Below are 12,820 nucleotides of genomic sequence, written 5' to 3'. Positions count from 1 at the left end.
TCGACGCGATCGCGCCGGTCACTTCGTATGACAGGAAATTTCGCGGGAGTGTGACAGATGGCTGAGCACGACTGGCTGAGCGCGCGGTTCGCCGAGCACCAGCGGCATTTGCAGGCGGTGGCGTACCGGATGCTGGGTTCGCGGAGCGAGGCCGAGGACGCGGTGCAGGAGGCGTGGGCGCGGGTCAGCCGCGCCGACACCGGCCAGGTGGAGAACCCCGGCGGGTGGCTGACGACCGTCGTCGCGCGGGTGTGCCTGAACATGATGGAGGCGCGCCGCAGCAGGCCCGAGGACGCCGCCGGGGCACTGCCGCCCGAGCCGGCGGCGCCTCAGGGCGGCGTCCGTCCGGTGGGCCAGGCCGGTCCGGAGGACCAGGCGCTGCTGGCCGACTCGGTGGGCGTCGCGCTGATGGTGGTGCTGGACACGCTCACGCCCGCCGAGCGGCTCGCGTTCGTCCTGCACGACATCTTCGCGGTGTCGTTCGGGGAGATCGGCCGCGTGATCGACCGGTCGCCGGCGGCGGCCCGGCAGCTCGCCAGCCGGGCGCGGCGCCGCGTGCAGGGCGCCGCCGAGGCGTCGGACGCCGCGCGGTCGGCGAAGCGGGAGGTCGTCGCGGCGTTCCTCGCGGCGGCGCGCGGCGACGACTTCCAGGGCCTGCTCGACGTCCTCGATCCCGACGCGGTGGCCGTCGGCGAGCTCCACGGCGCCGAGGCCGTGGCGTCCTTCTTCGCCGGACGGGCGCGGGCCGCGCACCTCGCCCTCGTCGACGGCGAGCCCGCGGCCGTCTGGTTCCACCACGGTGTGCCCAAGGCCGTCATCGCCTTCACCGTCGAGGACGGCCGGATCACCCGCATCGCCACCGACACCGACGCCGACCGGCTCCGCGCGCTCGACATCATCGTCCTGCCGCCGGGCCGGAAGAACCGCGATGAGCGGTAGCGTTCCGCCGATTCGCGCCGCGCGCATGAGCCTGCGGATCGCGTCCTTCTCCCTGGCCGTGGACGACCTCGATCAGGCGCTCGCCTTCTACCGGGACGTGCTCGGCTTCGAGGTGTCCGGCGACGTCCCCTCCCTGGAGGCGCCGTGCGTGGCCCTTGCACCGCCGCTGCAGCCGGACATGCGCCTCCTCCTCGTGGCGCGCCCCGCGGACCCGTCGGCCGGCCGTTGGACGGTCGCGGACGATCTCCTGCACCGCGTCGACTTCACGACCGACGACTGCGACGCCGTCTTCGAGCACCTGGAGGCCGCGGGCGCCGAGGTGATACAGGAACCGATCGACCGTCCGGGAATCCGCGACTGCGCGTTCCTCGACCCGTCCGAGAACGTCCTCCGGTTCACCCAGGCCACAAGCGCGGCGGGGCCCCGCCACCGGTGCCGGTGACGGGGCCCGTCCTCCCTGCTAGGAGCCGATCTGCGGGGCGCGGTCGGCGACCGACACCGTGAGCTGGGCCGTGGACGCCAGGACGCCCCGCGTCGAGTCGCCGTCCACGGGCAGGGCCGTGGAGGAGGTGACTACGCGGTGGGCAGTACGTCCAGCCGTTGCAGCAGTTCGCGCGCGACCGTGGCGCGCTTGGCGGCGTCGCTGCCCTCGACGATGTCGATGTTCAGGGCGAAGGGGTGCACGCGCCCGCCGCGCTCGACCCAGCCGGTCCACCAGCCGGTGCCGGGGCCGGGGGCGTTCTGCCAGCCCGACTTGGCGAACAGCGCGTACCCGTCCTTCTCCTCCTGCTTGATCAGTTCGCGAACGGTGCGCTGGTGCTCGCGCGAGGCGGGCAGGCGCGCGGCCGCCAGCCGCTCCATGAACCGGGTCTGCTCCACCGCCGAGATCTTCAGCGGACCGTCCAGCCAGAAGCGGTCCACCGCCGTCCCGGTCTCGCGGTTGCCGTAGCCGAGCCGGTGCAGCCACTGCCGTTCGCGCTTCAGGCCGATGCGGCGGGCGATGACCTGGAACGCCGCGGCGTTGGAGACGCGGACGGCCTCCCGCATCGTCATGTCCTGCTCCCATTCCGGGAACGGCTGCGGCGTCCCGTCCCAGGGGATCACCTCGTCGGGGCTCGTGACCGCGCCGGTCTCCAGGGCGACGAGCGCGTGCGGGACCTTGAAGCTGGATGCGGGGACCAGCGGCGTCCGCGCGCGCCGCCCGTCCACCACGGTCGTGGTCCGGGTCTTCACGTCCAGCAGGGCGAACGAGCCGCGCACGCCCGCCGCGTCGAAGACGGCCCGCAGGTCGTCGCGCTCGACGACGCCGGGCCGGATCTGGTCGGCCGCCGCGACGGCGACGGCACCGCGCGGGACGGAGCCCTGGGCGCCCGCGCCGCACGCGGCGGTGCCGAGGAGGGTGAGCGCGCCGAGCGCGGCGGCGCCCAGCCGGATGCGCAGATATCGGGAAGAAAGCTTGATCATGCGGTCACTCGACCACTGCCCACTGCTTTCTGTCCAATATTGATATCGATTAGTCAATGATATGAGAAATAGTATCTTCGCAGCTCAGCGCAGTTCATTCATCCGATCGGGCTGTTAGCGCGAATCTGCGCGGCCTTCTCCAGGGCGGCCTCGAACTCATTCGCGGGCCCCGATGGCGTCGGCGGGTGGGCGGCGCAGGGCCAGGCGGGCCGGGAGGGTCGTGGCCAGGACGGCCAGGGCTCCCATGCCGCCGATGATCGCGAGGAGTCCCACGATCGGGACATGCGGTCCGGCCGACCCGGTCATCCCGGTGCTGAAGGCGTTCAGCGTCGCGTAGGCGATCGCGGTGCCGAGGACGGCCGCGACCAGGACGGCGGTCAGGGTCTCCCAGCGGAGCATCCGCAGCACCTGGCGGCGGGTGCCGCCGGCGAGCCGGAACATGGCCAGTTCGCGGACGCGGCCGGCGGTCGCCATGGCCAGGGCGTTGGCGGCGGAGAGGGCGGCGAAGGCGACGATCATGGCGAGGGACAGGTAGTTGACCGCGCTGCCGCTCGGCCTGGCGGGGGCGTCCGTCCGGGCGTGCAGGCCGAGGCCGGGGTAGGCCGCCACCGCGCTCTTCAGGGCGTCGCCGCGCACGCCGGGGGCGGAGATGAGCGCGGTGCCCATCGGGACGTCGACGTGGGCGGCCACCAGGGAGTGCGGCAGGGTGAGGTCGCCGAAGCCGAGGCCGCGGTGGTAGACGGCGACGACGCGGAGCGTCACGTGCGTTCCGTCGGCCATGGCGAAGGACGCCTTGTCGCCGACCTTCATGCCGAGGCCCTCCCGGGCGGCCATGGTGCCGTCGCCGAAGTCGTTCAGGGAGCCGGAGCGCACGTCGAGGTCCATGGTGTTCGCCAGGCCGGCGGGGGTGACGCCCTGGGCGCTGTAGGGGGTATTGGCGGCGCGGACGCGGGTGTGCAGGACCTCGGTGACCGTCCGGACGCCGGGCACCTCGCGCAGCGCGTCGGCGGCCGGGCCGGGCACCGCGGGGCCGGCGGCGTAGTCGGCGACGTTGCCCGCGCCGGCCTGGGACGCGGCGGCCTCGTCGATGGTCGTCTCGGCGAACAGCAGCGTCGAGCCGAGCGCGACCATCAGGGTGAGCGGGGCGATGACGGCGGCGAGGCGGCGCGCGCCGGCGCGCAGGTTGGCGGCCGCCAGGCCGGCGACCGCGCCGGAGAACCGCAGCGGCAGGGTGACCGGAGGGATCGCCAGCCGGGTCAGGACGGGTCCGAGGAGGCCGACGGCGGTCGCGAACGCCAGCGCGGTCAAGGGCGTGAGGGGGCCCGAGCCGCGCTCGGAGTGGACGGACGCCAGCACGAAGGTGAGCACGACGGCGCCGGCCAGGACGACCAGCCCGGCGGCGAGCCGGAACCACGGTGTGCGGGGCGGTGCGAGCGCGGCCTCGCCGAGGGCCTCGACCGGGCGGAGCCGGGTGATGCGGCGGGCCGCGATCCGGGCGGCCAGCCAGCCGGCCGCGACGGTGACGGCGACGGCGACGAGCGGCGGGACCGGCCCGGTGACCGGCGGCAGGTTGCCGGGGATGGCGTCCAGGTCGGCGAAGGCGGCGTGCAGCCGGGAGCCCAGGAGCAGGCCGGCGGCGGCGCCCGGGACCGTCGCGCCGAGGCCGAGCAGGGCGGCCTCGCGGCCGATCATCCGGCGCAGTTGCCGGGGCGTCGCGGCGATGGCGCGCAGCAGGGCGAGTTCCCGCTCGCGCTGCTGGAGCATGAGGCCGAAGGTGCCGACGACGGCCAGCAGCGCCACGATCAGGGAGGTGCCGCCGAGTGCGGCGCCCATGCTGACGAGCTTGACGCGGGCGCTGCCGCTGTCGGGGAACTCGGCGCGCCCGCGGTCGGTGCCGGTGTGGACGGTGGCGCCGGTTCCGCGGACGGCCGCGCGCACCGCGTCGGCGGTGCCGGAGACGGACGCGCCGGGCGCGGGCCAGACGCCGATCGCGGTGAGGCCGGGCCGCGCGGCGGTCAGGCGGCGGGCTTCGTCGGAGCTGAAGAAGACGGACGGGTTCCCCGGCGCTTGCCCGGTGACCCCGACCACGCGGTACGTGCCCGTTCCGAGCGGGTTCAGGACGGTCACGTCCGTCCCGACGGCATAGCCCGCGGTGGCGCCAACGACGATCTCGCCTGCGGCGGCGGGAGCCCGGCCCTCCTTGAGGACGGTCCGGGCCAGCCCTGCCGACTCCCAGCCGTGCCCGTCCACGGGGCTCGCGCCGATGACGGCGGGGACGGTGACCTCCGGCACCACGGAACGGACGCCCTGTACCGCCTGCACCCGTCCGGTGAGCGACGCGGCGATCCGGCCCCGCGCGGTGTTGGGCTTGCTCTTGCGGTCGCCGTCGTCCTTGACGAGGTGCGCGTCCGGGTCACCCGACACGATGATCGGGGCGGCCGCATAGCGCTTAGGGGCGACGTGGCTGCGCAGACCGGTGTCCATCAGCATGCCGCAGGCGGTGATCAGTGCGGCGGCGAAGAACAGCGCGATGAAACCGCCGGCGAACGCGGCACGACGGTGCCGCAAGGTGCTCAAGGAGAGAGAGAACATCAGACGTACGCCCCCAGCCGGGTCATCCGCTCGGCGACGTCGCTCGCGGTGGGCGCGGTGACCGAGTCGACGATCTGCCCGTCCGCCAGGAACAGGACGCTGTCGGCGTACGACGCTGCCACCGGGTCGTGGGTGACCATCACCACCGTCTGCCCGAGGTCGTCCACGATCTCCCGGAACGCGACCAGCACCTCCTTGGCGGTCATGGTGTCCAGGGCACCGGTCGGCTCGTCGCCGAACACGACGTCCGGCCGCGCGACCAGGGCCCGCGCGATCGCGACGCGCTGCTGCTGCCCGCCCGACAGCTCGGCGGGCCGGTGCCCGGCCCGGTCCGCCAGCCCGACCCGCTCCAGGATCTCCGCCAGCCGGGCGCGGTCGGCGCGGCGCCCGGCCAGCCGCAGCGGCAGCGTCACGTTCTGCTCCACCGTCAGGGACGGGAGCAGGTTGAACGCCTGGAAGACGAACCCGACCCGCTCGCGCCGCAGGACGGTCAACTCGGTCTCGTTCATCCCGGTCAGCTCCGTACCGCCCAGCCGCACCGATCCGGCGGTGGGCCGGTCGAGCCCGGCCGCGCACTGCAGGAAGGTGCTCTTGCCCGACCCCGAAGGGCCCATCACGGCGGTGAAGCCGCCCTTCGGCAGCGAGACCGAGACCTGCCGGAGGGCCGCGACCGCGCCCGCCCCCTTGCCGTACACCCTGCTCACCGTGTCCATCACCACTGCTTCGTCCATGGACACCACTCTGCTGACCTGCGGCTTCGCCCGACAGAGCGTCCGTCATCGATCACCCATGAGATCGTCACGGGTAGGCTCGGCGGCGTGATCAAGGTGCTCATCGCCGAGGATCAGCACGTGATCCGGACCGCGCTGGCGACGCTGCTCGGTCTGGAGCCCGACCTGGAGGTGGTCGCGGACGTCGGCGACGGCGGCGCCGTCGTCCCGGCGGCGCTGGTGCACCTGCCCGACGTGGCCGTCCTCGACATCGACATGCCCGGGACGGACGGGCTGACCGCGGCCGGGCTGCTGCGCGCCGAGCTCCCCGGGTGCCGCACCCTCATGCTCACCGGGCACGGCAAGCCGGGGCTGCTGCGCCGCGCCCTGCGCGAGAGGGTGGACGGCTTCGTCCTGAAGTCCGCGCCGCCGGACCAGGTGATCGACGCGATCCGCAAGGTCCACGCGGGCGAGCGGGTCCTGGACGCGACCCTCGCGGTGACCGCCTGGGACCTTGCCGACGACCCGCTCACGCCGCGCGAGAAGGACGTCCTGCGGCTGCTGTCGGACGGGGCCGAGGTCCCCGAGATCGCGGGCCGGCTACACCTGTCGGCCGGGACCGTCCGCAACCATCTCACCGCGGTCGTCGCCAAGCTCGACGCCCGGGGGCGCACCGACGCCGTCCGCATCGCCCGCGAGGCCGGCTGGCTCTAGGTACGCGGCGAGCCGGAAGCGGCCGCCGCCGGCCGGGCGCGCCTCCAGCCGGCCGCCCGCCTCGGCGAGCCGCGTGGCGAGGTTGCCGATTCCCGCGCCCGGCGGGGTGACCTCGTCCGGACGTCCGTCGTTCACCACCGTCAGCCCCGCCGCTCCGACGGTGATCTCGCAGTGGCGGGCGGCGCTGTGCCGCAGGATGTTGGTGACCGCCTCCCGCAGCACGACGCTCAGCACTCCTTCGGCATCGCCCGGCGGGGTGCCGTCGCGGACGACCCGCACCTCGATGCCCGCCGCTGCGAGCACCGACCGCGCCGACGCCAGCTCCGGTTCGAGCTCCAGCCGCCCGGCCGCGCCGGTCACCACCCCCATGTCCCGGCGCGCGTGCTCGGCGATGCGGACCAGGTCGTCGAACTCCGCCCGCGCCCGGTCCGGGTCCGACGCCAGCAGCCGGCGCGCGATCTCGGCCTTCAGCTGGACGGCCGCGAGGCTGTGCCCGAGCAGGTCGTGCAGGTCGCGGGCGGCGCGCAGCCGCTCCTGGACGACCGCCGCCCGCGCGAGCCCGGCCGCCGCCGCCCGCAGCTCGTCCGCCAGCTGGGCGAGCCGGACCAGGCCCCACACCACCAGCCCGGTCACCAGCACGCTGATCACCGAGTTGACCACCACGTCGGCGGCCTCGCCGAGCCGCCACGCGACCACCCCCATGGCGGCCATGACCGCGCCGGTCAGCGGCCAGGCCACGGCGGCGGGCAGCGCCAGCAGCAGCGTCCCCACCAGGAAGCCCGGCACGCCGCCCCACGCCTTGCCGAGCCACAGCAGCGGCACGAAGCTCAGCACCGCCTGCGCCGCCAGCGCCCACCACGACCCCTCCGGCCGGCGCGCCCACCCGAGTTGCAGGACGGACACGGCCGCGAGGCACGGCACCGCGATGAGCAGCTCCATCGGCGATGCCAGCAGCAGAAGTCCCTTGACGCAGAAGCCGGCGAGGACCGCCGCCAGCAACACCACCGACAGCCGGTGCTCAGCGCTGGAGACCTCGGCCCGCGGCTCCGGCGCCGCCCGCACCGCCGCCTCGACGACGCAGCGGCCGTCCGGCTCCAGCGTCGTGCGCAGATGCCCGCCGACCCGCTCGACCTGCGCGGCCAGCGGCGCCAGGGCCTCGGCGGCCCAGCCGGCCGCGGCGGCTCCGTCGTCGGTGACTCGCAGCACGAGCAGCCCGCCCCGCTCACCGGTCTCGATGGCGCAGTGCCGCGCCCGGCGGCGCCGCACCACATCGGTGACCGCCTCCCGCAGGACGGTCGCCAGCAGCGCCCCGGCCCGGCCGAGCGGCTCCCGGTGGCCCACCCGCACCGTCACCTCGACGTCGGCCGCCGCCAGCATCCCGCGCGCCGCCGCGATCTCCGGGGTCAGGGAGAGGCTGCGCAGGTCCACGGCGGCCGTCCGGGCGGCGGTCAGCGACCGGCGCGCCACCCGCGACACCCGGTCGAGGTCCGCGACGCCCCGCGCGGCGGCGATCGCGTCCAGCCCGCGGCCGACCCCCGCGTTCAGCTCGGCGGCCACCCGCAGCCGCTCCTCCTCGACGGCCGCCACCGCCAATGACAGCCGGGCCGCGAACACCTCCTCGATCCGGCCGACCAGCCGCGACAGCCCGTACACGACCGTCGTCATCAGGCCCGCCGTGATCGCGGCGTCCGCCGAACCGCCGGCCCCGTCCCCGCGGAGCACCGCCAGGACGAGCACCGCGACCGCCGCCACCGCGGCCGTCACCCGGTTGCGGGCGAGCAGGAGCCCGCCCACCCACACGCCCAGCACCGCCACGGAGAACCCCAGGCACAGCACCGCGACGAAGGACAGGACTCCCTGCGCCGCCGTCCAGGCACGGGTCTGGAGGCGGCGCAGGGGCGCCAGCACGAACCGGAACTGCAGCAGCAGAATCGCACCGGCCACGGGAACGGCGGCGGCCGCGTCGGCCGGCCGGTCGATCGCGCCCACCGTGTAGACGCCGACCAGCGCGACCAGGGCCGCGACCGCCACCGCCCGCGCCGTGCGCTGCGGCACGTCGACCGCCTGCCTTCGTTCCACCCCGCCCCTCGATCAGCCCCCGGAAACCGGGTCAGATCGTATCCGCCGCGGTCCCCCGGCCCGCCTCCCGGCCGTCGAGCGGGGTCGGCTCCGCCACCGGCCGGCCGGTGCTCGTCCGGGACCGGCTCTTGCTCAGGTGGCGGGCTGGTCGCCCGGTGCGGCGCCTGGCCAGTAGTGGGCGTCCGAGAGGGGCCGGGCGCCGAAGATCGCCTGGCCGACGCGGACGACCGTGGCGCCCTCCTCGACGGCGGTCTCGTAGTCGCCGGACATCCCCATCGACAGCTCTCCCGGCCCGGCGAGCCCGAGGTCGCGGGCCTGGTCGCGGAGGCCGCGCAGCAGGCGGAAGCACTCCCGGACCCGCTCGGTGTCCCGGGTGAAGACGGCCAGGGTCATCAAACCCTGGACGCGCAATGCCCCGTAGTCCGGCAGCCGCTTCAGGAAACCGATCAGCTCGTCCGGCGGCAGGCCGTACTTGGACTCCTCGGCGGACGTGTTCACCTGCACGAAGACGTCCAGGCCCCGGCCGGCGGCCTGGAGCCGGCGGTCCAGGGCCTCGGCGGCGCGCAGGCTGTCGAGGGCCTGGAACTCGGCGGCGAAGGCCGCGACGTCCTTGGCCTTGTTGGTCTGCAGGTGGCCGATCACCGACCAGGACACGTCCAGGTCGGCGAGGTTCCGCCACTTGCGCATGGCCTCCTGGACCTTGTTCTCGCCGAGGACGCGGCAGCCCGCCTCCACGGCCAGGCGGATCCGCTCCTCGGGGACGGTCTTGCTCACCGGCAGCAGCCGCACCTCCGCGCCGCTGCGGCCGGCGCGTTCCGCCGCCGCGTCGATGCGTGCGCGGACCTCGGCGATGTTGCGCGCGAAGTCCGCGACGCTCTCCGCCTGCGGGTACTGGGCTGGACTGCTCATCGGGCCTTCCTCTGCTCGATCTCCGCTGGTGCGCGGGCACGGTGATGTTCCACTCTGGCGTGCACACCCGCAACGCCCCGCACCGGGTGGTGCTCACGGTCCACGACGACCAGTAGCAGGACGGGCGGTTGATCCGCTCGCCCGGCAGGGCGAGGACGGCCATGGATGCGTCCGCGCCGCTCCCTCGAACGCGAAACGCGGGCCCGCCGCCGGAATGGCGGCGGACCCGCGGCAGCGGAAGGAACTCGCTCTGATCAGGCGTCCTGGTCGGCCTTGTCCTCGCCCTCGGTCACGGCGGGGCGTCCGCCGACCGTGACGGCGACGCGGCGGGGCCGGGTCTCCGCGAACGCGCGGGTGGGATCAGGAGTTGGTGGTGATCTGCGGATCGCCGAGCGGGGGGCCGAAGCCGCGTCCCCAGACGGTGCCGGTGCCGGGGACGGCGACCAGCTGGTAGACCCCGCTGATGGCCGGCCCGTACTGCTTGGTCCAGGTCGTGCCGTCGAGGGAGTACACCGAGTACTCGTTGGAGATGCCGCCGGCCGCCCACAGCCTTCCGGTCGCGTCCTGGGTGATGGTGCGCGCGAGGAGCCCCGCGGGGACCGGGACCTCCGACCAGCCTCCGGCCGTCTTGCGCCACACGCGGGCGGCGATGTCGTCGAGCGGGTCGAGGTCGGCCAGGGCGTAGAGCCCGGACGGGCCGTTCGCCGCGGCGCGGACGGGCTCGGCGGCCGGAGGATCGACCGTCTCGTAGGCGTCACCCGTCCACAAGGCGTCCGGAGGCAGGGGCGAGGGGTCCCAGCCGGAGCCGTTCCACTTGTAGGCCGTCCCGTCCGACCATGCCGTGGCGTAGACGCCGCCGGCGCCCGCCTCGATGTCGGAGACGTGCGGAGGCGGCGCGACCTTCTGGAACGCGGCGCCGTCGAAGCGCGCCATGTAGCCGCCGCCCATCACCCAGACCTCGCCGGGGGCCGCGGCGACCTCGTAGATCGAGCCCTGGCCGGTCCAGCCGTTCAGCGGGTACTCCTTCCAGCCCGATCCGTCCCACCGGCGGACGACCGGGTTGCCGTAGCTGACGGGCAGCGGCAGGCCGGGGATGTAGCCCTGGACCCCGGCGATCCAGACGCTGCCGGGCCCGGCGGCGGCGATGTCCTCGATGCGGTTCTGCCACCACAGGAACGGCAGCGGCACCGAATGCCACGCGGCGGCATGAGCGGTTCCCGGAGTCAACAGGCTGAGGCCGAGGACGGCGGACAGCAGGAGCCCGCCGATGCGCCTTGGGGGGATTCTCATGGACGACCATCATCCTGACCCGACCCACTTTCCGCCAGTGTTCACTGGCATGGACGCCGTCCGGAACCGGCTGCAACGGGGGCCGGACGATGGCTAGGCGGTCTTGCGGCGGTAGACGAGCATGGCGAGGGCGTACGCGGTGACGAGGATGCCGGCGCACCAGGCGAGGGCGGTCCAGATGTCGCCGCTGACCGGCTGCTGCGCGAGCAGGGCGCGGATCGTGTCGACGATGGACGTCACCGGCTGGTTGTCGGCGAAGGCGCGCACCGGGCCGGGCATGGTGCCGGTCGGCACGAAGGCCGAGCTGATGAACGGCAGGAAGACGATCGGGTAGGCGGAGGCGCTCGCGCCGTCCATGGTCTTCGCGGTCAGGCCCGCGATGACGGCGACCCAGGTCAGCGTGAGGGTGAACAGGGCCAGGATGCCGGCGACCGCGAGCCACGCCGCCACCCCGGCGCCCGAGCGGAAGCCCATGGCGAGGACGACGAGCACCACGACCGCGAGCGACGCCATGTTGGCGACCAGCGCGGTCAGCACGTGCGCCCACAGCACGCTCGACCGGGCGGTCGGCATCGACTGGAACCGCTCGAAGATGCCGTTCTTCATGTCCGCGAAGAGGCGGAACGCCGTGTACGAGATGCCCATCGCGACCGTCAGGGGCAGGACGCCGGGCAGCAGGTAGTCCACATACGAGGCGGACCCGGTGTCGATCGCGCCGCCGAAGACGTAGACGAACAGCAGCATGAGGGCGACCGGCATGACAGCGGTCGTGATGACGGTGTCCGGGCTGCGCGCGATGTGGCGCAGGGACCGGCCCAGCAGGACGGTGGTGTCGGCGGCGAAGTGCGCGGCCATCAGCGTTCCTCACTCATCGCGCCGGCGCCGCCGACGATGGCGAAGTAGACGTCGTCGAGGGTCGGCTGCTTCTCGACGTACTCGACCTCGGCGGGCGGGAGCAGCCGCCGCAGCTCGGCGAGGGAGCCGTTCACGATGATCCGGCCCCGGTGCAGGATCGCGATGCGGTCGGCGAGCTGCTCGGCCTCGTCCAGGTACTGCGTCGTGAGCAGGATCGTCGTGCCGCGCCCGGCGAGTTCCCGGACGGTCTGCCACACCTCGGTGCGCGCCTCGGGGTCGAGGCCCGTCGTCGGCTCGTCGAGGAAGATGACCGGCGGGTCGCCGATGAGGCTCATCGCGATGTCGAGGCGGCGGCGCATGCCGCCCGAGTACGTCGCCGCCCTCCGGTCGGCCGCGTCCGCCAGCGCGAAGCGGGCGAGCAGCTCGTCCGCGATCGCGCGCGGCGCCTTCAGGTGCCGCAGCCGGGCGACGAGCTCCAGGTTCTCGCGCCCGGTGAGGATCTCGTCCACGGCCGCGAACTGCCCGGTCAGGCTGATGGACTCCCGCACGTCCGCGGCGTGGGCGGCGACGTCGAAGCCGTTGACGCGGGCGGTCCCCGCGTCGGCCTTGAGCAGCGTCGCGAGGATCTTCACGACCGTGGTCTTGCCCGCGCCGTTCGAGCCGAGCAGGGCGAAGACGCCGCCCCGCGCGACGTCGAAGTCGACGCCGCGCAGCACCTTCAGGTCCTTGTAGGACTTCTCCAGGCCCCGCACGTGGATGACCTGGTGCTCCGCCGCCGAAGGCGCCGGAGCCGCCGATGCCGCCGCTGTCATTCGCAGAACACCTGCACCTTCGCGTCGGAGTCGTCGACGTCCACGATGAGGTCGTCGAGGTGCTCGATGAGGTCCTCGACGTGCTGGGGCTTGAGCTCGGTGAGGTCGATCGGCACCCCCGACTTGGCCAGCTCGGCGTTGGCCTTGGCGAGCGCCTGCGGCGGGACGAGGGCCGCGATCCGGACCCCGGCGCGCAGCAGCTGCAGCGGGATCCGCACGTTGATCTTGCCGGGGCCGTCGGCTCCGTCGTCCGTCCAGCGCACCATCACGCGCAGGTACTTCGGACGGGCGGCCGGGCGGGCGGCCGGTGGCGGCTCGGCCGTCGGCGGCGCCTCCGGCCGGGCCCGTTCGAGGGCGTTGATCAGCCGCTCGGCCTCGTCCGCGGTGATCTTGCCCTCGGCCAGCATCTGCAGGATCTGGCGGCGTTGCTCGTTCATCGCTGCTCTCTCCTCCGCC

The 12,820-nt window shown here is 74.2% G+C and carries 12 protein-coding genes; 3 read left to right on the top strand and 9 right to left on the bottom strand.

The features are described 5' to 3' along the window. The first annotated feature begins 57 nt into the window (after window positions 1-57). Window positions 58-939, top strand: a complete 882-nt coding sequence (locus ACGFI1_RS19180; RefSeq protein WP_386870612.1) for a sigma-70 family RNA polymerase sigma factor — start codon at window positions 58-60, stop codon at window positions 937-939. After that, complete coding sequence (locus ACGFI1_RS19175) at window positions 929-1,381, top strand: VOC family protein (RefSeq protein ID WP_392786747.1); 453 nt, start codon at window positions 929-931, stop codon at window positions 1,379-1,381. Before ACGFI1_RS19180 ends, ACGFI1_RS19175 begins: the two co-directional genes overlap by 11 nt. Before the next feature lie 131 nt (window positions 1,382-1,512). Here ACGFI1_RS19175 and blaOXA read toward each other — a convergent pair whose 3' ends face one another. The 3 genes from blaOXA to ACGFI1_RS19160 all read right to left on the bottom strand — a co-directional run bounded on the left by blaOXA (window position 1,513) and on the right by ACGFI1_RS19160 (window position 5,726). Next, the gene (blaOXA, locus tag ACGFI1_RS19170; RefSeq protein ID WP_392786745.1) at window positions 1,513-2,403 is read right to left on the bottom strand and encodes a class D beta-lactamase; all 891 of its coding nucleotides are present in this window, start codon (window positions 2,401-2,403) and stop codon (window positions 1,513-1,515) included. 156 nt (window positions 2,404-2,559) lie between these two features. After that, complete coding sequence (locus tag ACGFI1_RS19165) at window positions 2,560-4,980, bottom strand: ABC transporter permease (RefSeq protein ID WP_392786743.1); 2,421 nt, start codon at window positions 4,978-4,980, stop codon at window positions 2,560-2,562. 14 nt (window positions 4,981-4,994) lie between these two features. Next, window positions 4,995-5,726, bottom strand: coding sequence for an ABC transporter ATP-binding protein (locus ACGFI1_RS19160; protein WP_205719565.1), 732 nt, complete (start codon window positions 5,724-5,726; stop codon window positions 4,995-4,997). 87 nt (window positions 5,727-5,813) lie between these two features. Here ACGFI1_RS19160 and ACGFI1_RS19155 point away from each other — a divergent pair, with 87 nt between their 5' ends. After that, window positions 5,814-6,419 (top strand): response regulator transcription factor, encoded by a 606-nt coding sequence (locus ACGFI1_RS19155; RefSeq protein WP_386870602.1) that lies wholly within the window; start codon window positions 5,814-5,816, stop codon window positions 6,417-6,419. On the opposite strand, the gene ACGFI1_RS19150 is transcribed toward ACGFI1_RS19155, so the two are convergent. The 6 genes from ACGFI1_RS19150 to ACGFI1_RS19125 form a co-directional block, all read right to left on the bottom strand. Further along, on the bottom strand, window positions 6,306-8,498 hold the full coding sequence (locus ACGFI1_RS19150) for a sensor histidine kinase (protein ID WP_392786740.1): 2,193 nt from the start codon (window positions 8,496-8,498) through the stop codon (window positions 6,306-6,308). The two genes, ACGFI1_RS19155 and ACGFI1_RS19150, sit on opposite strands and share 114 nt — an antisense overlap. Before the next feature lie 132 nt (window positions 8,499-8,630). Next, on the bottom strand, window positions 8,631-9,407 hold the full coding sequence (locus ACGFI1_RS19145; protein WP_392786738.1) for a YggS family pyridoxal phosphate-dependent enzyme: 777 nt from the start codon (window positions 9,405-9,407) through the stop codon (window positions 8,631-8,633). Between the two features lie 360 nt (window positions 9,408-9,767). Next, window positions 9,768-10,697, bottom strand: coding sequence for a hypothetical protein (locus tag ACGFI1_RS19140; RefSeq protein ID WP_392786737.1), 930 nt, complete (start codon window positions 10,695-10,697; stop codon window positions 9,768-9,770). Window positions 10,698-10,790: 93 nt separating this feature from the next. Beyond that, a complete protein-coding gene (locus ACGFI1_RS19135; RefSeq protein WP_392786735.1) occupies window positions 10,791-11,552 on the bottom strand; it encodes an ABC transporter permease in 762 nt (253 codons plus the stop codon). Then, complete coding sequence (locus ACGFI1_RS19130) at window positions 11,552-12,364, bottom strand: ABC transporter ATP-binding protein (protein WP_392786733.1); 813 nt, start codon at window positions 12,362-12,364, stop codon at window positions 11,552-11,554. Before ACGFI1_RS19130 ends, ACGFI1_RS19135 begins: the two co-directional genes overlap by 1 nt. After that, the gene (locus ACGFI1_RS19125) at window positions 12,361-12,801 is read right to left on the bottom strand and encodes an SHOCT-like domain-containing protein (protein ID WP_138634352.1); all 441 of its coding nucleotides are present in this window, start codon (window positions 12,799-12,801) and stop codon (window positions 12,361-12,363) included. The genes ACGFI1_RS19130 and ACGFI1_RS19125 overlap by 4 nt, the downstream gene beginning before the upstream one ends. Between the last annotated feature and the right edge of the window lie 19 nt (window positions 12,802-12,820).

The organism is Actinomadura geliboluensis (assembly GCF_043197915.1).
Taxonomy (GTDB): Bacteria; Actinomycetota; Actinomycetes; order Streptosporangiales; family Streptosporangiaceae; genus Spirillospora; species Spirillospora geliboluensis.
This window is presented reverse-complemented; position numbering and strand designations above follow the sequence as displayed.

Bases quoted from the DNA above. Each gene is read 5' to 3' on its own strand.
- ACGFI1_RS19145 (WP_392786738.1), bottom strand. From the start codon at position 9,407: ATGAGCAGTCCAGCCCAGTACCCGCAGGCGGAGAGCGTCGCGGACTTC.
- ACGFI1_RS19135 (WP_392786735.1), bottom strand. From the start codon at position 11,552: ATGGCCGCGCACTTCGCCGCCGACACCACCGTCCTGCTGGGCCGGTCC.
- ACGFI1_RS19140 (WP_392786737.1), bottom strand. From the start codon at position 10,697: ATGAGAATCCCCCCAAGGCGCATCGGCGGGCTCCTGCTGTCCGCCGTC.
- ACGFI1_RS19175 (WP_392786747.1), top strand. From the start codon at position 929: ATGAGCGGTAGCGTTCCGCCGATTCGCGCCGCGCGCATGAGCCTGCGG.
- ACGFI1_RS19125 (WP_138634352.1), bottom strand. From the start codon at position 12,801: ATGAACGAGCAACGCCGCCAGATCCTGCAGATGCTGGCCGAGGGCAAG.
- ACGFI1_RS19180 (WP_386870612.1), top strand. From the start codon at position 58: ATGGCTGAGCACGACTGGCTGAGCGCGCGGTTCGCCGAGCACCAGCGG.
- ACGFI1_RS19130 (WP_392786733.1), bottom strand. From the start codon at position 12,364: ATGACAGCGGCGGCATCGGCGGCTCCGGCGCCTTCGGCGGCGGAGCAC.
- blaOXA (WP_392786745.1), bottom strand. From the start codon at position 2,403: ATGATCAAGCTTTCTTCCCGATATCTGCGCATCCGGCTGGGCGCCGCC.
- ACGFI1_RS19160 (WP_205719565.1), bottom strand. From the start codon at position 5,726: ATGGACGAAGCAGTGGTGATGGACACGGTGAGCAGGGTGTACGGCAAG.